This is a genomic window from Magnetospirillum sp. SS-4 (assembly GCF_902729425.1).
In the GTDB taxonomy this organism is placed as follows: Bacteria; Pseudomonadota; Alphaproteobacteria; order Rhodospirillales; family Magnetospirillaceae; genus Phaeospirillum.
The window spans coordinates 119,651-138,289 of the sequence record NZ_CACVCH010000070.1; the positions used below are offsets into that span (position 1 = coordinate 119,651).

Consider the following 18,639-nt stretch of genomic DNA (forward strand, 5'->3'; position numbering starts at 1 on the left):
CAGACGCCGGGCTGACCATGACGTCGGGCGCCATACCGCCGGCACCGCCCGCCGCCGCTTCGCCCGTCCCGGCCCCGGCCGGAACGGTGGTGGCGGTGGCGGCGGGCGCCGAGGCGCTGGCCAGACTGCCGGCCGGCGCGCTGGTCACCGCCACCGTCAGATCGGTGGAGGCCCGGAACGTCATCCAGGTGGTCACCGGCGGCGGCGAGATCCTCGACCTGAAGCTGCCGCCCAATGTCCGTATTCCCCAGGGCGCCGAACTGACCTTCCAGTTGATCCAGCAGGGCAACCTGCCGGCGCTGAAGCTGCTGTCCGTCAACGGCCGCCCCTTTGGCGGCATGCCGCAACCGGGATTGCCGCAACTTCCGGCCATGGCCGACCTGCCCGACCTTGGCATGGCCGGACCGCTCGCCGGCCGCGCCACGCCGCCGGGACCGGGCACGCCGCAGGGCGCGCCGCCGCCGTTATCGGGATCGCCCGCGGTACATGGCCCCGGCCAGCCGGCGGCGGCGACGCCGCCGGGGCTGACCGCGACGGTGGTACGCCCCGCCGCCTCTCCTCCCCTCGCCACCGCCCAGAATGCGGCCATGCCGGGGCAGGCGTCGCCGCCGTCATCGTCGCCGCTGCCGGCCGGTCTGGCCGATCTTGTCCCCGGAACCCAGTTGACCGTGCGCATCGCCGGCGTCGTCCCGCCGCCACCTGGCACGCCGCCCCCCCAATCCCAGCCGATGCCGGGCAGTCCTCTTTCTCCATCCCCCCTCGCCGCCGGACCGCCGCCGGCGGCCACGCCACCGCCCCAGGGCACGCCACTGGGCGCGCCACCGCCATCGCCGCCGCCCATATCCGCCCCCACCGCCGGACCGGCCGCCGCCGCGCCCGCGCCCCCCCTGCTGAGCGGAACCGTCGTCTCGGCGCCGCAGCAGATCGGGCCGACGCTGGTCCAGACCCCGGCCGGATTGCTGGCGCTGCCGGCCGGAACCAATCTGCCGCCGGGCGGGACCGTGCAGTTGGAAGTGGTCGGCCGGCCGATTCCGCCGCCGCCGCCGATCACCGCGCCGCCACCGCAGGGACTGGGCCCGGCGGGGTGGCCAACCCTGTCCGCCGTGGCCGACACCCTGGCCCGGACCGACCGGCAGGCCCTGGAACATCTGGTCCGCCTGATCCCCCAGGCCAATCCCCAGCTGGCGGCGGCCATGTCGCAATTCGCGGGCGCGGTCAGGGCCGGCGACGCCCGCCACCTCGCCCGCGACGACGTGGTCAAGGGGCTGGACAAGGCTGGCCGGCGCGATCTGGCCGACCGGCTGAAGGCCGATTTCCTGTCGCTGGCCAGCGAGGCCAAGCGGCCGCTGGGCGGCGGCGAGTGGCAGGGCATCACCATGCCGTTCGCCCACGGCGCCGAAATCGAACCGATTCGCCTCTACGTCCAGGGAACCGGCGAGGAGGGGGAAAAGGGCAGACGCAAGGGGCAGGAACAGCGCTTCATCCTGGACGTCACCATGAGCCGGCTGGGGCGTATCCAGTTCGATGGACTGGTCAGCCGCGAGGCCAGGCGATTCGACCTGATCGTCCGCACCCTGGAACCGCTGGCGTCCGACATCCGCCGCGACATTGCCGGCATCTTCGCCGAATGCGGCCAGATGACCGGCGTGATCGGCAATGTCGGCTTTCAGTCCGGACGCGGTTTCATCGATCTGCCGCCGACGGACGCCTCCGGCACCCGAATCGTGGTATGATGCCGCGAACCCCAGCCGACGGCACGGACCTTGCTTGACCAATTCCAGGCCCCTGATGCAAAGCCCGACATGATCACGCTGGCACGCGACCCCAAAGGCTATTACGCGACCCTGGGACTGACTCCCGGGGCGGACATGGACGCCATCAAGAAGGCCTACCGCGCGCGGGTGAAGGCCGTTCATCCGGACCGCAACGCCTCGTCGCGGGCCAGGGACGAGTTCCAGCGCCTGCTGGAAGCCTATGCCGTGCTGCGGGACGTGGTCCGCCGCGCCGAATACGACACCACCGGCGCGACCGGCATCGACGACGACGACGATCCCCCGGCCGGAGCCATTCCCATCTCGTGCTCGTGCTGCGGCAGCCTGACCGCCCAGCCCCGCTACGTGGCCTACCACACGGTGCGATCCTTCCTGGTGTGGGCAAAAACCGGCCGGCTGGAGGGAATTTTTTGCCGGGCCTGCGCCGACAAGACCGCCGTCCGCGCCTCGATCATCACCTGGCTGTGGGGATGGTGGTCGCCGCCCGGCTTGCTGCTGGCGCCGCTGGCGCTGCTGCGCAACCTGTTCGGCGGCTCCAAGCCCCGGGTGGAGAACACCCGCATCCTGCTGCGCCAGGGCCGCGCCTTCCTGGCCCGGGGCGAGACGGAACTGGCCCGCTCGCTGGCGCTTCAGGCCGCCCGCTTCGCCCGCCGGCCCGACGACCGCGCCCGTGTCGAGGACCTGTTGCACGCCACCCGGTCGGTCCCGGTCGACCGCCGGCTGAAAAGCCGCTGGGCCCTGGGCGGCGGCGTCTTCCTGGCCCAGGTTCTGCCGCTGGCCGCCCTGCCGGTCACCGCCGGCATGTTCTATCTGATCGCGACCCGGCCATGGGATCAGCCGGTCTCGACCTCGGGCAGCATCGCGGTGCGTCCGGCCAGAATCGGGGAAATCCGCCATGTGGCGGTCGAGGGGCTGAAACTGCGCATGGCCCCGGCCGCCGGCTCGCCGGTGCTGACCCTGCTGGACCGCTTCACCACCGTCGAGGTCGTCGACGAGACCCATTCGGCGGAATGGATTCGCATCCGCACGCCGTCCGGCATCGACGGATTTGTCGAGACCCGTTCGCTCTATGCCGGCTCGGGCGCCCGTTTCAAGAGCCAGTGGTGCGCCGAGAACCGGGGAGCCCCGGCCGGCACCGGCGAAATCCTGACCCGGCGGGTCACCGGCGACCACCGCCTGCTGGTCCACAACGAAGGCCGCCGCGACGGCGTGGTCAAGCTGAAGACCCTGGCCGGCCACACCGTCACTTCGTTCTACGTGCCGGCCACCTATCACATCGGCATCGGCGGCATTCCCGACGGCACCTACCGGATCGAATTCGCCACCGGCTCGCGCTATTCGCGCGGCTGCGGCGTGTTCCTCGACGACATGCAGGCGGCGGTCCTGCCGGTGACCCTGACCTTCAAGTACCTGTCGCCGGGTTCGGTCCGCTCGCTGACCAGCATCGCCGAAATCTCCCTGGCCCCCGCCCCCGACGATCCGGTCCAACCGCAACCGCTGCCGGCCGACCGTTTCGCCGCCGACGACTGAGGCCCGGATACGGCCCCGGCGGACGGATCACAGGCATTTGCGGATATAGGGCTTGTTGATCTCCCACAATTCGTCCAGCAGCTTGACGGCTGCATCGGACGAGTTGATCACCGGATCGGCCAGCAGCGCCTGGAGGGCAAGCTCCTTCGAGGCGTGCACGGCGGCCTCGACGGCGAGTTGCTGCACTCCGGCCTGAATCAGGGCCAGCTTGGCGATGGGATCGGGCAGCGGCCCCAGCGACACCGGATGAACGCCGGCGGCGTCGACGATGGCCGGAACCTCCACCGCCAGGTCGGGCGGCAGGTTGGGGATGGTGCCGTTGTTCATCAGCACCGCCGATTCCAGGTAGTGGTGGCGGTTGTTGATGAGGCCGTCCACCACCACGTTGGTCCGCTCGCCCACCGAATGCGTCCATTCCTCGGGCAGCGGGCCGCCGGCCAGGACGCCGTCGATGGTCCGTTGCAGTTCCTCCCGCTCGCGGGAATCGGCCTCGTAATCGTGGCCCTTCTCGCCGCCTTCCCAACCGAACGACAGGTATTCGCCCATGTGGTCGTCGCTGCAACTGGGCCACAGGCCGTAGATGTTGAACATCTTGCGGGTGAAGGGCTCGAAGGCGGGATCGAAGCCCGGCTCCTTCTCGCGCAGCAGCGGATAGAGGTCCTGGCCGGTCCAGCGGTGGCGGACCTGCATCATCCATTGGAAATGGTTGAGGCCGATGCCCCAGCATTCGGCGTCGTGCCAGGGCACGCCGGTGATGTGGCAGATGGCGCCCCGCGCCATGAAGATGCCGTGGCACAGCCCCATCGCCTTGATGGGGGAATACTTGCCCAGCGCCAGCACGATGCGGCTTTCCGGATTGGAGAAGTTGAGGAACAGGGCGTCCGGGCACAGATCGCGCATGTCGGCGACGATGTCGAAGATCAGCGGCAGGGTGCGCATGGTGAAGAACAGGCCGCCGGGGCCGCCGTTCTCGCCCAGGGTGTGGCGGATGCCGTATTTCCTGGGAATCTCGAAATCCTGCCTCCACAGCCGCATGCGGTCGATGGCCACCGAGTTGATCACCACCGAGGCGCCATCGAAGGCGGCCCGGCGGTCGGCGGTGCTTTCGATGATCATGCCGGCGCCGCCGTCGCGGTTCATGCGCCGCGCCAGTTCGGTCATGCGGGCCAGGGCCTCGGGATTATGGTCCACCAGCACCAGGGTGCTGCCGGCCAGGGCGTCGGAGGAAAACATGTCGCGGAAGGTGCTGAGGCCGAACGACATGCTGCCCGCCCCCAGAAAGGCGATCTTGGTTATGTTGGCCATGCTCTTTTCTCCCGTCGCTTTCTTGAACCTGGGGACGCGCGTCCTATTCCGCCAGCCCGAAGTGCCCCGCCATGCCGGGCAGGTCGGCCAGGGCCGCCACCTCGGCATCGTAATCGGCGCGCAGCCGCAGCCCCGCCGCCGCAGCCTCGTCGGCCAGGACCACCGCGTCGGCGTGCATTTGCAGCGCCGAGGCCGGCAGCATGGCGGTGACCGGTCCCTCCACCGCCCTGGCCAGGGCATCGGCCTTGGCCGGGCCGGTCACCAGCAGCAACGCCCGGCGGGCGGCCAGGATGGTTCCCACCCCCATGCTGAGCGCGGCCCTCGGCACCTCCTCGGGTGGCGGAAAGATCGGGGCGTTGGTGGCCCGCGTCGAGGCGCGCAGCCCGACCACATGGCAGGGCCCGCCCAGGCTGCACCCCGGTTCGTTGAAGCCGATATGGCCGTTGACCCCCAGGCCGAGGATCTGAAGGTCGAGGCCTCCCGCCGCCTGGATGGCGTGCTCGTGGGCGGCGCAATACTCGGTCAGGTCGCCGGCATGGGTGCCGTCCAGCAGATGGGCGCGGACCGGCGCGATATCCACCTTCTCGATCAGGTGGCGGCGCAAGGTGAGGTGGCAACTGGCGGGATGGTCGGGCGACAGCCCCAGATATTCGTCGAGCCCGAACACGGTGACGGCGGAAAAATCCAGACCCTCGCCGTGGCGGCGGACCAGGTCGGCATAGGCGGCCAGCGGGGTGGCCCCGGCGGCGAGGCCCAGCACGGCGCGGGGACGGCGGCGGACCAGCGCCGCCACCATGGCGGCGGCGCGCAGACCGACGGCCTGGGCATCGGACAGAACGACCACGCGCACGGACTGGCTCCTCCCCCAAGGATCACGTTCCGACAGCATACGATCATTTCGGCGCGTCCCATAGGCGTCTTGTCAGACTTTCCGCCTTCCGCCATGCTTGAGGCCAACAGGGGGGGGGAGACTCGATGGATACCAACGCGGCATGGCTGGACTATTGGGACGGCGACGTCTCGCTTTACGTCAGCCGGCGCCATCTCGAAGCCCATTACCAGGGCCTGCTGGCCGCCATCGAGCCACTGCTGCCGCCAGCGCCGTTCACCCTGCTGGATTTCGGCTGCGGCGAGGCGCTGATGGCGCCCGCCATCGCCGCCAAAGGCGGCCGGGTAATCCTGTTCGACGAGGCGGCGGCCCGGCGGGGAACCCTGCGGCAGCGCTTCGCCTCTATCCCCGGCATCGAGATTCCCGACGAGACCGACTCGCTGGCTGGAACCTGCGACATGGTGCTGATGATCTCGGTGATCCAGTACGTGCCCAAGGACCAGCTTGCGGGCTTGCTGGCCCGCATCCGCCGCCTGCTGAAGCCCGGCGGCCGGCTGGTGCTGGGCGATATCCTGGCGCCGGACAATTCCATCGCCGATGACGCCCTGGCGCTGCTGGGCTTCGGACTGAAGGAGGGATTCCTGATGGACGCGGTGATCGGCCTGTTCAAGACCCTGCGGTCCGACTACCGGCAGGCGCGGCAAAAGCTGGGGCTGTCCACCTATTCGATCGACGGGATTCTGGCGGCGCTGAAGGCGGCGGGATTCGAGGCCGCGCCGCTGGGCTGGAATATCGGCCACGCCCGCCACCGCCGCTCGGTCACGGCGACGGCGGCGTAACCGTTCGCGTCGCGCCATCCAGCCAGTCCCTGACCCCATCTTCCACCAGCGGGCCGATCTCGGCCCGGACGCGGGCGTGATAGGCGTTCAGCCACCCGGCCTCGTCGGCGCTCAGCAGGGCCGGCTCGACCAGGGCAAGGTCGATGGGGGCCAGGGTCAGGGTCTCGAATCCCAGCAGGCTCCGCTCGGCCCCGGCCGGCGCCGGCCGCTCGACCACGCAGACCAGATTCTCGATGCGGATGCCGTAGGCGCCGGCCTTGTAGTAGCCGGGCTCGTTGGACACGATCATGCCCGGCCGCAACGCCACCGGATTGCCGACCTTGGAGATGCGCTGCGGTCCCTCGTGCACCGACAGATAGCATCCGACGCCATGGCCGGTGCCGTGGTCGTAGTCCAGCCCCTCGGCCCACAGGGCGTGACGGGCCAGCATGTCGAGCTGGCCGCCGGTGGTGCCGATGGGAAACACCGCCCGCGCCAGGGCGATATGGCCCTTCAGCACCAGAGTGAAGCGGCGGCGCTGCTCCTCGCCCGGCCGGCCGATGGCGACGGTGCGGGTGATGTCGGTGGTTCCGTCCAGGTATTGGGCGCCGGAATCCACCAGATAAAGCTCGCCGGTCGTCAGCCGCCGATTGGATTCCGGCGTCGAGCGGTAATGGACGATGGCGCCATTGGGACCTGCCCCGGAAATGGTGGGAAACGACAGTCCCCGGAAGCGTTCTCCCCGGCGGCGGAAATCTTCCAGGACCTCGGCGGCCCCCAGTTCGTCGACGGTGCCGCCCGGGGCCTCGCGGGCCAGCCACGCCAGGAAGCGGGCCATGGCGATTCCGTCGCGGCGGTGGGCGGCCCGGCAGCCGTCCAGTTCCACCTGATTCTTGCAGGCCTTGGGCAACTGACAGGGATCGGCCCCCTTGTCGATGCGGGCGCCGGAACGCTTCAGCCGGTCGGCCACATGGGCCGGGGCGGTCGCCATGTCCAGCCGCACCCGCAGTTCCCCGGCCCCCAGCCGATCCAGCGCCGCGTCCAGCGCCGCCGGCGGATGGCGGCGGATATCGGGGCCAAGATGGGCCTCGACCCCGGCCGGCAGCTTGGCCGGATCGATGAACAGGTCAGCGGAGGCGTCGGCACGCAGGATGGCGAACGACAGCGGCAACGGCGTATAGGCGACGTCGCCGCCCCGGATGTTCAGCAGCCAGGCGATGGAATCTGGCGCGGTCAGGACGGCGGCGTCGACCCGGTCGGCGGCAAGGGCGACGGCCATGTCGGCGCGCTTGGCCCTGGAATCCCGTCCGGTCAGGGCGTCGTCCAGCGGTTCCACCGGCGCCAGCGGCGGCGGCGGCCGGTCGGTCCACACCGCGTCCACCGGATTGTCGGAGCAGGCTTCCAGCCGGGCGCCGCACCGTTCGCAGGCGATGGCCAGCGCCTCGACCTGGTCGGCGGTGTGCAGCCAGGGGTCGTAGCCGAGACGGTCGCCGACGGCCAGCATCTCGCCGACCCAGCGGGACGGCGGCAGGTCCACCAGATGCAGCGGCTGGAAGCGAAGCGTGTCGACCTCGGCCCGCACCTGGAGGGTATAGCGGCCATCGACGAAGATGGCGGCCCGCTCGGCCAGCACCACCGCCATACCGGCCGAGCCGGTGAAGCCGGTCAGCCACGCCAGCCGCTGGGCCGAGGGCGGCACGTATTCGCCCTGGTGCTCGTCGCTCCTGGGCACCACGAAGCCGGCGAGGCCGCGTCGCCGCAACTCGGCGCGCAGGGCATCCAGGCGCTCGGGACCGGCGGAGCCGGCAATGGGATCGGCATCGTTCATCATGACACTCGCTTCGCTGCGCCGCGCCGGCATGGCCTTCGGTATAGATAGTTGATCGGAGCGGACGGGAATAGAGGCCGATTGCATGCCCCGTCATCCTTGACACCGGATGGCTTTGGCCCCACTTGGGGATGGCCGCGCCATATCCGAAGGGCCATCACATGCAGGTCTCGCCACTTATCCGCAAGAAGCTCGAAGACGGGCTGAACCCCGTCCGGCTTGCCATCACCGACGATTCCCATCGCCATGCCGGCCATGCCGGCCACAATCCCCTGGGCGAAAGCCACCTCAGCATCGTGGTGGTATCCGACGCCTTCGCCGGCAAGAGCCGGGTCGAGCGCCATCGCATGGTCAATTCCCTGCTGGCCGAAGAACTGGCCGGACGGGTCCACGCCCTGGCGCTGAGCACCCTTACTCCGGCGGAGGATCGCTGACCCAGCCGACCGGATCGACCATCGCGGACGGGGCGCCTTCGTCCACATCGCGCTGGAAGTTCCGGCGGTCCGGGATGGTGCGGCGATCGCAGAAGGCGGTATGGCCGCAAGCGTTGCAGATCACCAGGACGCCGCTCTCGGCCGGATGGCGCTCCACCATCGAGCCGCATTTCTCGCAGGTGTCGAGCGAGCATTGCGTGCCGAAGGCCTGATCGATCCGTCCGGTGACGTCGCCCAGTTCGGATTCGATGGCGGCCTCGGTACGCTCGATGCGATGGAGTTCGTCGACCATCTCGCGGATGCCGGCCAGGGCGGCCCGCGTTTCCCGGTGCAGCGCCTGAATCTCGGCCCGCATCGACCGCATTTCATCGAGGATGAGACGAACGTCGTCCTCGGGATGTGAGGTCATGTCCATGGCGGCAATCATAGCATGAAATCATCGACCAGCGACACGCCCATGCGCCGTCACGCCACCACCTTGTCGCGCAGCGCCTCCGCCTGGGCCAGATCGACCGAGACCAGTTGCGACACGCCGCGCTCGGCCATGGTGACGCCGTAGAGGCGGTCCATGCGGGCCATGCTCATGCGGTGGTGGGTGACGATGAGGAAGCGGGTGCGGGTCGCCCGGGCGATGCCTTCCACCAGCGAGCAGAAACGGTCGACATTGGCGTCGTCCAGCGGCGCGTCGACCTCGTCCAGGACGCAGATCGGCGCCGGATTGGTCATGAACACCGCGAACAGCAGCGCCAGGGCGGTCAGCGCCTGCTCGCCGCCCGACAGCAGGGACAATTGCTGCAAGCGCTTGCCCGGCGGGCTGGCCATGATCTCCAGCCCGGCCTCCAGCGGATCGGCGGATTCGGTCAGCGCCAGATGGGCGCGGCCGCCGCCGAACAGCTTGACGAACAGGTCGCGGAAATGCTGGTCCACCGCCTGGAACGAGGCCAGCAGCTTCTCGCGGCCTTCGCGGTTCAGTTCACCGATGGCGTGGCGCAGCTTGGCGATGGCGGCCACCAGATCGTCCTTTTCCGCCACCATGCCGGCGATGCGGGCCTGCAATTCCTCCACCTCCTGCTCGGCGCGCAGGTTAACCGGCCCCATGCCGTCGCGCTCGCGCAGCAGACGGTCGAGCTTACGGCCCAGTTCCTCGGGGTCGGGGCGCTCGCTTTCGACCAGGCCGGCGGTCTCGCGCAATTGCTCCGGCGTCATGTCGAGACGCTCGTTGATGCGCGCAGCCACGGCGCGGCAGGACTGGTCGGCGGCGGCGACGGCGGCCTCGCGGCGGATGCGGTCCTCGCGGGCGGCGGCCAGTTGGCCCTCGGCGGCGCGGGATTGGCGGTCGGCCTCGGCCAGCCCCTGTTCGGCGCCCACCAGGGCATCGGCGCTGGCCTTGCGGGCGGCCTCGGCCGCCTCCATGCGGTCCAGCAACTCGTCGCGGCGCCGGGCGATGGTGTCGGGCAGGCTCGCCAGCCGTTCGATCTCGGCCAGCACCGCTTCCCGCCGCTCCTCCAGTTCCTCCACATGCTGGCGGGCGGAATCGGCGCGCCGCCGCCACGACTGGACGTCGGCGGCCAGGGCGTCGAGCCGCCGCGCCCGTTCCCCCGTCTCGCGGATCAGACGATCCAGCTCGGAGCGCGCCTCCACCAGGGCCGAACGCCGTTCCGCCAGGGTGGCGCGGAGCGCGGCGACGCGGTCGCGGCCGTCGTGGGATTGGGGAAAGGCCGCCACCGCCGCCCGCGCCTCGGCCAGGTCGGCCTCGGCCAGGGCAAGGTCGGCCGCCACCGTCTCGCCTTGCTGGGCGGCGGCGGCCAGTCTCGATTCATAGGCGGCGAAGCGTTGCGACAGCCGGGCATGGGCGTCGCGGGCCTTGGCGGTCTCGGCCTCGGACTGACGGACGGCCTCCTTGGCGCGGCGTTCGGCCTCGGTGGCGCACTCGACCGCCCGGGTGGCGGCCTCCACCGCCTCTTCCGCCTCCTCCACTCCCATGGCGGCATCGTCGAGCCGGGCATCCAGTTCGCGCAAACGGTTGCGCTGGGCGAGACGCAGCGCCATCGGGCTGGGAGCGCCGGCACGGGCGACATAGCCGTCCCAGCGCCACAGGTCGCCATCGCGGCTGACCAGACGCTGCCCCACCGCCAAAGCGGGGCGCAGGGCCTCGCCGGCGGCGGCATCGGCGACGACGCCGACCTGAGACAGCCGCCGCGCCAGTTGGGGCGGCGCGGTGACGAAGCGGGCCAGCGGCTCGGCGCCGGCGGGCAGGGCGGGGGGATGGCCGAGCGGCTCCAGCAGGTCCCAGCGCAAGGGAGCCGCCCTATCGGCCGAAGCGCCGAGATCGTCGCCCAGGGCGGCGGCCAGGGCCGGCTCGAACCCGGACATGGCGGAGGTGTCCTCCAGCACCGGGCGATGATCGCCCGGGCGGGCCTGGGCCAGAACCTGCTTCAGGGCGTCGGCCTCGGCCTGAAGGCGCGAACGGGCGGCGACCTTGGCCTGAAAGGCGTCGCGGGCGGAATCGCGGGCGGCCTGGGCGCGGACCCGGTCGCGGTCGGTGGCCTCGGCCGCCTCGCGGGATTCCTCCAGGTATTCCAGCGCCCCTTCCAGGTCCATTTCCACCGCGGTCAGCTCGGCCCGGTCGATGCTTTCGGCCTCGATGGCGGCGCGCTGGGCGTTCAGCTGATCGTGACGTTCGGTCAGGCGGTCGCGGCGGGTCTCGGTCTCGGTCAGGCGCCGCAGCGCGGCGGCGCGCCCGGCGTCGTGGCTGGCGACCTCCTCCATCAACGCCGACAGGTCCTGCTCCACCTCGGCCACGGCCCCGGCGGCCAGATCGACGGCATCCTCGGCGGCGGCGCGGGATTCTGCCTCTCCCGACGCGGCGGCGACCAGGGCGCGGCTTTCGTCGTCCAGCCGGGCGACGGCCTGTTCGGCGTCGGCGGCGCGGGCATGTTCGCGCTGAAGATCGGTGCCGGCCTGGGCGAGGCGGGCCTCCAGATCGCGGCGGGTCTCGGCCAGACGGCCGGCTTCGGCCTCCAACTGCTCGCGCTCGGCCATCGCCTTTTGCAGGGCGGCGTTGGCCTCGGCATCGGCGCGGCGCAGTTCGGGCAGGCCGGCGGCCAGTTCCGCCTGACGGGTCGCGGCCACCGCCGCCAGTTCGGCCGCCTCCTCCACCCGCATTTCGGAGTCGCGGAAGGCGGACCGGGCGGCATCGACCACCGCCAGCGCCTCCAGCCAGCCGAGATAGAGCACCTGCGCCTCGATGCGGCGAATCTGCTCGGACAAGGTGCGATAGCGGTTGGCCTGACGGGCCTGCTTTTGCAGCGAGCGCAACTGCTCGTCCAGGGTCAGCAGCACGTCGTCGAGGCGGTCCAGATTGGTCTCGGCGTTCTTGAGGCGCAATTCCGCCTCGTGCCGGCGGGAATAAAGGCCGGAGATGCCGGCCGCCTCCTCCAGCAGCAGCCGCCGGTCCGCCGGGCGGGCATTGATCAGGGCCCCGACCCGCCCCTGGCTGACCAGGCCGGACGAGCGCGCCCCGGTGGCGGCATCGGCGAACAGCAGCTGAACGTCGCGGGCGCGGACCTCGCGGCCGTTCAGACGGTAGAGCGAACCGCTGCCGCGCTCGATGCGCCGCATGATCTCGATCTCGTCATGGTCGTACTGGGGGGGCGCGGTGCGGTCGCCGTTGTCCAGCACCAGGCCGACCTCGGCGATATTGCGGGCCGGGCGCGACGACGTGCCGCCGAAGATGACGTCGTCCATCTCGCCGCCGCGCATCTGCCGCGCCGAGGTCTCGCCCATCACCCAGCGCAGCGCCTCGATCAGGTTGGACTTGCCGCAGCCATTGGGACCGACCACGCCGGTCATGCCGGGCTCGATCAGCAGTTCGGTCTGATCGACGAACGACTTGAAACCCGACAGACGCAGCTTGGTGAACTGGATCAAGCCCGGAGAGTCCCCCCTGGTCGCTATTTCTTGGCGGCCTTCAGCGCCTTGTCCAGGCTCTCGAACGACTGGGCGCCCACCAGGACCTTGCCGTCGATGACAAACGAGGGCGTGCTGTCGATGCCCAGCTTTTCGTGGGCTTCCTTGGCGCGGAATTCGATGGCGTCGGACAGGTCCTGGCGCTTGAGGCAGGCATCGACCTTGTCCTCGGTCAGTCCGGCCAGCTTGGCCAGCTTCTTCAGCTCCGCCAGCTTGTCGGCGGCCCCCATCCATTTCTCCTGCTGCTCCATCACGAGACCCAGCAGCCCGAAATAGCGCTCCGGGCCGGCGCAGTGAACGATCATGGAGGTGCCCACCGACAGCCCCTTGGGGCCGGTGGGGAAATCGCGGTAGATCAGCTTGGCCTTGCCGGTGTCGATCCACTCGCTCTTCAGCTTGGGCAGGGTGGTCTTGTGGAAGGTGGCGCAATGGCCGCAGGTGGTGGAGGCGTATTCGATGATGGTGAGGGGGGCGTCGGCCTTGCCCAGCACCTGATCGATCTTGTGCCCGTCCTCGGCCGCCTGGGCGGCATGACCAAGGAACAGCGCGGCGGCAACGGCTAGCAGACGGCGGAACGGCTTCACCCTCGTATCCTCCCAGGCGGAAAATCCAGGCGGATATTAGGGGCTGGAAGCCCCCGGCACAAGACGGGTGAGTCCGGTGAAGCGGACCTGGGCGGAATTCGCCGCGACCAGCGCTCCGGGACGGAGGACCATCAAGCGTGACGTGAAGGCATGGTGGGCGGTGACGGGTTCGAACCGCCGACATCCTGCGTGTAAAGCAGGCGCTCTACCGGCTGAGCTAACCGCCCGTGGCGCCGGTTCTATGGCTTTTCCGGCGATGGGGCAAGCGAATCAGCGCACCGGCGCGAAGGTCCCCAGGGTCCGCATCCAGGCCGAGGTCGCCGGTTCCGGCGGATCGCGGAAGCCGGCGCCGGCCAGACGGGCCAGGGTCGGAGAGTTCAGCAGATCCTCCACCGGCTTGACCAGGCACTGGCCGAAGGCCGGTTCCAGGTCGCTGCGGTAATCGGAATCCTTGGCGTCGAAGCGGGCGACGAAGCTGCCCAGCGGCACCCCGTCGGCGGTCCAGGCATCGACGCCACAGCCCAGCTTCATCTTGGCGTCCTGTCGCGACCATGCCGCCTTGCCGATCAGCTTGACCACGATCTGCGGGCGGATGGAGGGGTCGTTGATCTCCACCTGCTCGAACCCCTTGGCCAGCACCGCCCGCGTCGCCCGCGCCAGGGCGAGGCCTTCCTTCACCTTGGTTTCCTCGGACTGGAAGCGCGAAATCTGGATGGTGAGGTTGCGCGCCAGATCGGCCTCGCCGGCGAACACCATGACGCGGGCCTTGAACGGCAGCGCCACGCCGGGCACCGGCGCCAGTTGCACGCTGTCGGCCGGCGGCAATTGGGCGATGCAGCCGGAGAGCAGAACCGTGATCGTCGCCGCCACCGCGGCCTTGCCCATACCCGTCATGCGTCTCTCCCGCTCTGGAACCAATTCACCGTATGGATGACAGCCCATCGGTCTTCACCCGCTTGCGCCACTCGCCCATGAAGCTCTGGAAGTCCTCCACCTGCTTGATCTTGTCGGCGACCCGGCGGTAATCGATGATGCCGCGTTCGGGTTCGCTGGTCAGCAGGTCGAACGCCTCCTTCCACTCGGTGGCGGCCATCAGCGGGGCGTAGGAACGGCGCAGGCGGGCAAGGCCGCGTTCGTCGCGCCCCAGGGTCATGGCGATGGCGGTGTCGAGCACGCGCCGGGCCATGATGGGGTCCAGCGGCCGGTTGCCGATGGGCTTCTCGATGGTGCTTTCCAAGGTGGCGGCCGCCTCGGGCCATTTCTTCAGGCGCCAGTAGATATCGGCGCGCAGCTTGCGGGCCTGGTCGCCCTGGTCGTTGATGATCAGCGCCAGCGCCTCGGCCGAACGGCCGAGATCGTCCAGCGCCTGCACCCGCAGATAACGCCGCTGCGCCGCCAGATCGGCGGGAATGTCGGGAACCTCGCTGGCTTCCAGCGCCTCCAGCCCCAGGCCGGGCTTGCGGTCCGAGATGTTGAGGAAGGCCAGCCGGGTTCCCACCCGCACCTTGTCGAGGCCCGACAGGCGGAATTCCACCTGATGGCGCAGCAATTCGCTGGCGCGGTCCAGCAGGTCGACCGAGGCCAGCCGGTCGGCCAGCCGGCGGATCATCTCGTCGCCCCGGGCGCCCGACGGCGTCAGTTCCTGAAATTCGTCGTAGAGGCCGATGGCCACCACCGGCTGGAGCTTCTCGGCCTCGCCGCCCAGGAACAGGCGGTTGAAGGCGTCGTGCATCTCGTCCGTCACCTTGGGGATATCGGGATTGTCCGGGTAATTGACGGCCAGGCTCTGCATGCTGCGCAACCCCTCGCCATAGCGTCCGGCGGCGATCTGCAACTGGCCCAGCCGCTTCATCAGGCGGTATTCGAAATCCTCGCCGCGCCAGGCGAAGCGCAGCTTTTCCAGTTCGTGAATCGCCTCGACCGGCGTCATCTTGCCCAGGCGCAGCATCAGCTCGACGCGGTCGCGGGCGGCATGGGCGCGATCGGGGCGGCTGTCGCTGGCCTCGGCGTCGCGAAAGCGCGAGATGGCCTGATCGTATTGCCGGCCCACCATGGCGGCGAGGCCGGACAGATAGGCCAGCTTGCCGACGTCGCGCCGCGACAGCCCCGGCCCCATCATGGAATCGACGATGCGGGCGGCGCCCTTGGAATCGCCGGCATTGGCCACCGTCCTGGCCGCCACCTCGCCGATTTCCATGCGGAGCGTGCGCGGCCAGCCCTTGATGTCCTCGTGAGCGAGACGCAGCACCAGCGCCTGCTTGTTGGGGTCGGGCTGCGAGCGGGCCATGGCCGCCGCCAGGAACAGTTGGACGGTAGGATCGTCCTTGAGCGCCGGCAGCGACAGGTCGGCGATGGCGTCGGCGTCGCGGCGCATCAGGAAATTGGCGGCGCCGCGCAGGGCCTTGAACGCCGGGGTCTCGACGATGGCGGGATCGACCGCGGCCATGATCTTGGCGACGCCCAGCGCCTCGGCGGCGAAGCCGTTGGCCAGATAGTGCCGGGCGATTTCCATGCGCTGGGCGTTTTTCTCGTCGGGACGGACAAAGGCGATACGGCTTTGCAGCTTGCGGTGCTCATCGACGAATTTGTCGTTGCCGCCGCGCAGCCACTTGCCGATTTCCAGCGGCCCGGTCGCCATCATCTCGGCCGCCACCGGAGCCGCCGCCTGGCCGGCCTCGCCGCCACCCGGCAGCGGCGACAGGTACAGCCCCCCCGGCATGGTGGCCTCGACGCCGGCCTTGCCGACATCCAGGCGGGCGACGTCGCTGTGCATGACGGCGGCGATTCCCTGGGCGGTGGGCAGCAGTTCGATGCCGGGGTAATCGCGCCCGCCCCTGACGCCGACGCCGATATTGGGAACCGTCACCACCTGGATGGTGTCGCCCACCTCCGGATCCTTCAGCACCATGGCGGGGGCGCCGTCGGTCATGGAGATGATCACCCGGCCGCGATCCTGGAAATCCAGCTGGGTCCTGACATCGACGGCGGTCTTGGGGGCCATCGGGTGCTCGGAAATGTCCAGAACCCACAACTGGCCTTCCTTGCGCACGGTCGGATTGAAGCCCGGCCGGGTGATCATGCGCACCGCCGTGCCCTTGAAGCCCTGGATCTGTTCCACATGCAGCACCACGTCGCCGCCGGTGCGGCGGATCAGCTTGGTGTCCATCTCGACCTTCAGGTCGAATACCGCCCACAGCCACCCGGCCCGGCGGAACACCGCCGCCCCGGCGGGCTTGTCGAAGGCGAAGCCCAGACTGACCGACTTGCCGGCGGGAACGGCCTCCTCGCCGGCCTTGGCCGGTTCGGACGCGGTGGCCGGCCGGCCGCTGGTCTTGCCGTCGGCGGGCGGCGGCGAGGACGGTGCCGGAGCCTGGGTCAGCGGTTGCAGCGCCTGCGGCTGTTCGGCGGTTCCCGGCGCCGGAGCCAGCGGCGGCGCGGCGGCGCCGCTGGCGCGCGGCGGCGGCGGCGCGCCGGCCGGCCGCACCAGATCGAGGGCGATGCGCGGACCGGCGGTGAAGTGACGGACCCGCATGCCCGGCGGCAGCGACAGCGCCACCATGGTCCCCGAGCCGGCCGGCCTGGTCTCGAGGAAGCCGACGTCGGGCGGCAGCGCCGCCCGCAGCGAGGTCGCGTTGACATTGGCCGGACGGTCGAAGGTGATGGTGACGCGCCCCCCGGACTCGTCCACCGCATAGCCGACCGGCTTGGGCCAATCGAACACCAGACGGTTGAAACCGGTATGCTCGCCGCCGCGCACCATCAGGTCGACCGGCGGGCCGGCCGGCGTTTCGGGCGGCGGCGCGGCGGCGGCGGCCGGCGGCGGCTTGCCGGACGCCGGCTTGTCGGACGCCGGCTTGTCGGGGGGCTGCCTGTCGGGCGGCGGAGTCGCGGTGGCGGGGGCCGGCGGCGGCGCCGACGACGAGGTTGGGGTCTTGCTTTCCACCAGATCGACAACCACCGAATTGCCGGTCAGGAAGCTTTTGACCTGGACCGGCACCGCCAGGGGGAAGGTGGCCATCTTGCGGTCGGGACTGACGGTGACGCCCTTGACGTAGCGGGCCAGCGGCCGCAGCACCACCTTGGCGTCGCCGGCGATGGGCTTGTCGAAACGGACGATCAACTGACTGTTGACCACCTCGGCCGAGAACTTCACCGGCCCGTCCCAATCGAACACCATGCGGCCGAAGCCGGAATGCTCGGCGGCCCGGGGCGTCGACTGGGCCAGGGCCGACGGGGCGAGGACGGCCGGAACCGGCCCCAGCAGGGCAACGATCAGAAGGATGGTCCGCAGGAAGCCAGATACCGCCATTCGTCGTCCGCCGCTGTGTCCAGCCTCCATGGAGGGGCTAGTCGAAGCTGGCCAGCAGCGCGTCGATATCGGCCTGATTGGTGCCGCCACCGGGCAACTGCGGGCCATTGAGAAGGTCCTGGTCGGTGAGCGCCTTGGGCTCGGTGGTCTTCGTCACGTCCTCGTACTCGGCGCCGAACATCTTGACCAGGCTTTCCACCCTGTCCTCGATTTCCTTCAGCGCCTTCACCACCTTGGTGATGCGCTGGCCGGTGATATCTTGGAAGGTGCAGGCCTCGAAGATGCGGGTGGTGATTTCGTCCAGCCGGTTGGCGACCTCCTGATCGAGCAGGGGGGACAGGCTTCCCAGGCTTTCGGCCGCGTCCATGATCTCGTTGGTGGCGGCCTCGGTGGCGCCGACGATGGCGTCAAGCTCGTCCGTCGCCGAGGCGATGAACTCGTTCTTGATCTCGCCGGGGCGCAGGGCGGCGATCTCCTCCTTGGCGGCGTGAATGTATTGCGACAGCGATTCCAGCTCGCGGTACAGCCGCAAGTCGCCGGCGCTGATGTCGCCGGTCATGCTGTCGAGCATGGCCCGCACCACCTCGCCGATTTTGTCGACCTTGACGGTATCGCCATGCTCCTGGCGGATGGCGTCCAATCGCAGTTCCAGATCGCGGTCAACGCCCTTGGCCGGCATGGCCTCGACTCCTCTCCCCCAAACCCCGGCAAGCCCGCAACCGCGACCCACCCGGCAAATCCCCACCTCCCGGGGCGCGAGCCGTCACCGGCCGCCATTCCGTCGAGACGGGATGGCGGCGATCCGGTCCGGCGTCAGAAATCGCCCAGAACGCTGGTCATCTTGGTCTTCAGCGTCTCGGCGTTGAACGGCTTGACGATATAGTTGGAGACCCCCGCCTCCTTGGCGGCGATGACGTTTTCCGACTTGGATTCGGCGGTCACCATGATGAAGGGAACCGGCTTCAGCTTGGGGTCGGCGCGAACCTCGCGCAGCAACTGCAATCCGGTCATGGGTTCCATGTTCCAGTCGGAAATAACCAGACCGTAAGTCCCCACCCGGAGCATTTGCAGCGCCATGGCGCCGTCGGTAGCCTCATCGACATTGTTGAAGCCCAACTGCTTCAGCAGGTTCCGGATGATACGCAACATCGTCTTGTAGTCATCCACGATAAGGACGTTCATATTCTTATCGACAGCCATTCATCCGCTCCTTCGAGACACTACCCGCAGAAAACCGACAAACCCGGTATCCTACGAATTT

At 69.6% G+C, this 18,639-nt stretch carries 14 protein-coding genes and 1 tRNA gene; 4 read left to right on the top strand and 11 right to left on the bottom strand.

Translation table 11 applies throughout. The features are described from left to right. Positions 1 to 17: 17 nt before the first annotated feature. Complete coding sequence (locus MTBSS4_RS22735; protein ID WP_173983771.1) at positions 18 to 1,733, top strand: DNA polymerase III; 1,716 nt, start codon at positions 18 to 20, stop codon at positions 1,731 to 1,733. A gap of 69 nt (positions 1,734 to 1,802) precedes the next feature. Further along, on the top strand, positions 1,803 to 3,302 hold the full coding sequence (locus MTBSS4_RS12690; RefSeq protein ID WP_173983772.1) for a DnaJ domain-containing protein: 1,500 nt from the start codon (positions 1,803 to 1,805) through the stop codon (positions 3,300 to 3,302). A 27-nt stretch (positions 3,303 to 3,329) separates the two neighbouring features. Here MTBSS4_RS12690 and MTBSS4_RS12695 read toward each other — a convergent pair whose 3' ends face one another. Both MTBSS4_RS12695 and MTBSS4_RS12700 read right to left on the bottom strand, forming a co-directional pair. Further along, positions 3,330 to 4,607: an alpha-glucosidase/alpha-galactosidase gene (locus MTBSS4_RS12695; protein WP_173983773.1), complete on the bottom strand. Its 1,278-nt coding sequence runs from the start codon at positions 4,605 to 4,607 to the stop codon at positions 3,330 to 3,332. 43 nt (positions 4,608 to 4,650) lie between these two features. Further along, complete coding sequence (locus MTBSS4_RS12700) at positions 4,651 to 5,457, bottom strand: glucosamine-6-phosphate deaminase (RefSeq protein ID WP_173983774.1); 807 nt, start codon at positions 5,455 to 5,457, stop codon at positions 4,651 to 4,653. A gap of 125 nt (positions 5,458 to 5,582) precedes the next feature. Between MTBSS4_RS12700 and MTBSS4_RS12705 the strand changes: the two genes are divergently transcribed. Next, entirely contained in the window at positions 5,583 to 6,275 is a 693-nt protein-coding gene (locus MTBSS4_RS12705; protein ID WP_173983775.1) for a class I SAM-dependent methyltransferase, read from the top strand. Here the strand turns inward: MTBSS4_RS12705 and MTBSS4_RS12710 are convergent. Then, the gene (locus MTBSS4_RS12710) at positions 6,256 to 8,085 is read right to left on the bottom strand and encodes an aminopeptidase P family protein (RefSeq protein ID WP_173983776.1); all 1,830 of its coding nucleotides are present in this window, start codon (positions 8,083 to 8,085) and stop codon (positions 6,256 to 6,258) included. The genes MTBSS4_RS12705 and MTBSS4_RS12710 overlap by 20 nt on opposite strands. Positions 8,086 to 8,243: 158 nt before the next feature. On the opposite strand from MTBSS4_RS12710, the gene MTBSS4_RS12715 reads away from it, so the two are divergent. Beyond that, positions 8,244 to 8,516: a BolA family transcriptional regulator gene (locus MTBSS4_RS12715; RefSeq protein WP_173983777.1), complete on the top strand. Its 273-nt coding sequence runs from the start codon at positions 8,244 to 8,246 to the stop codon at positions 8,514 to 8,516. On the opposite strand, the gene MTBSS4_RS12720 is transcribed toward MTBSS4_RS12715, so the two are convergent. The 8 genes from MTBSS4_RS12720 to MTBSS4_RS12755 form a co-directional block, all read right to left on the bottom strand. Continuing rightward, positions 8,494 to 8,931, bottom strand: a complete 438-nt coding sequence (locus tag MTBSS4_RS12720) for a hypothetical protein (RefSeq protein WP_173983778.1) — start codon at positions 8,929 to 8,931, stop codon at positions 8,494 to 8,496. The two genes, MTBSS4_RS12715 and MTBSS4_RS12720, sit on opposite strands and share 23 nt — an antisense overlap. Positions 8,932 to 8,981: 50 nt before the next feature. Continuing rightward, complete coding sequence (gene smc / locus MTBSS4_RS12725) at positions 8,982 to 12,446, bottom strand: chromosome segregation protein SMC (protein WP_173983779.1); 3,465 nt, start codon at positions 12,444 to 12,446, stop codon at positions 8,982 to 8,984. 23 nt (positions 12,447 to 12,469) lie between these two features. Continuing rightward, entirely contained in the window at positions 12,470 to 13,069 is a 600-nt protein-coding gene (locus MTBSS4_RS12730; protein WP_173983780.1) for a DsbA family protein, read from the bottom strand. A 151-nt stretch (positions 13,070 to 13,220) separates the two neighbouring features. Further along, a tRNA-Val gene (locus MTBSS4_RS12735) sits at positions 13,221 to 13,296 on the bottom strand. Positions 13,297 to 13,339: 43 nt separating this feature from the next. Continuing rightward, on the bottom strand, positions 13,340 to 13,963 hold the full coding sequence (locus MTBSS4_RS12740) for a hypothetical protein (protein ID WP_173983781.1): 624 nt from the start codon (positions 13,961 to 13,963) through the stop codon (positions 13,340 to 13,342). Between the two features lie 25 nt (positions 13,964 to 13,988). Next, positions 13,989 to 17,378, bottom strand: a complete 3,390-nt coding sequence (locus tag MTBSS4_RS12745; protein WP_173983782.1) for a tetratricopeptide repeat protein — start codon at positions 17,376 to 17,378, stop codon at positions 13,989 to 13,991. A 37-nt stretch (positions 17,379 to 17,415) separates the two neighbouring features. Next, the gene (locus MTBSS4_RS12750; protein ID WP_173983783.1) at positions 17,416 to 18,057 is read right to left on the bottom strand and encodes a protein phosphatase CheZ; all 642 of its coding nucleotides are present in this window, start codon (positions 18,055 to 18,057) and stop codon (positions 17,416 to 17,418) included. 134 nt (positions 18,058 to 18,191) lie between these two features. Beyond that, positions 18,192 to 18,578: a response regulator gene (locus tag MTBSS4_RS12755; protein ID WP_068489845.1), complete on the bottom strand. Its 387-nt coding sequence runs from the start codon at positions 18,576 to 18,578 to the stop codon at positions 18,192 to 18,194. Positions 18,579 to 18,639: the final 61 nt, after the last annotated feature.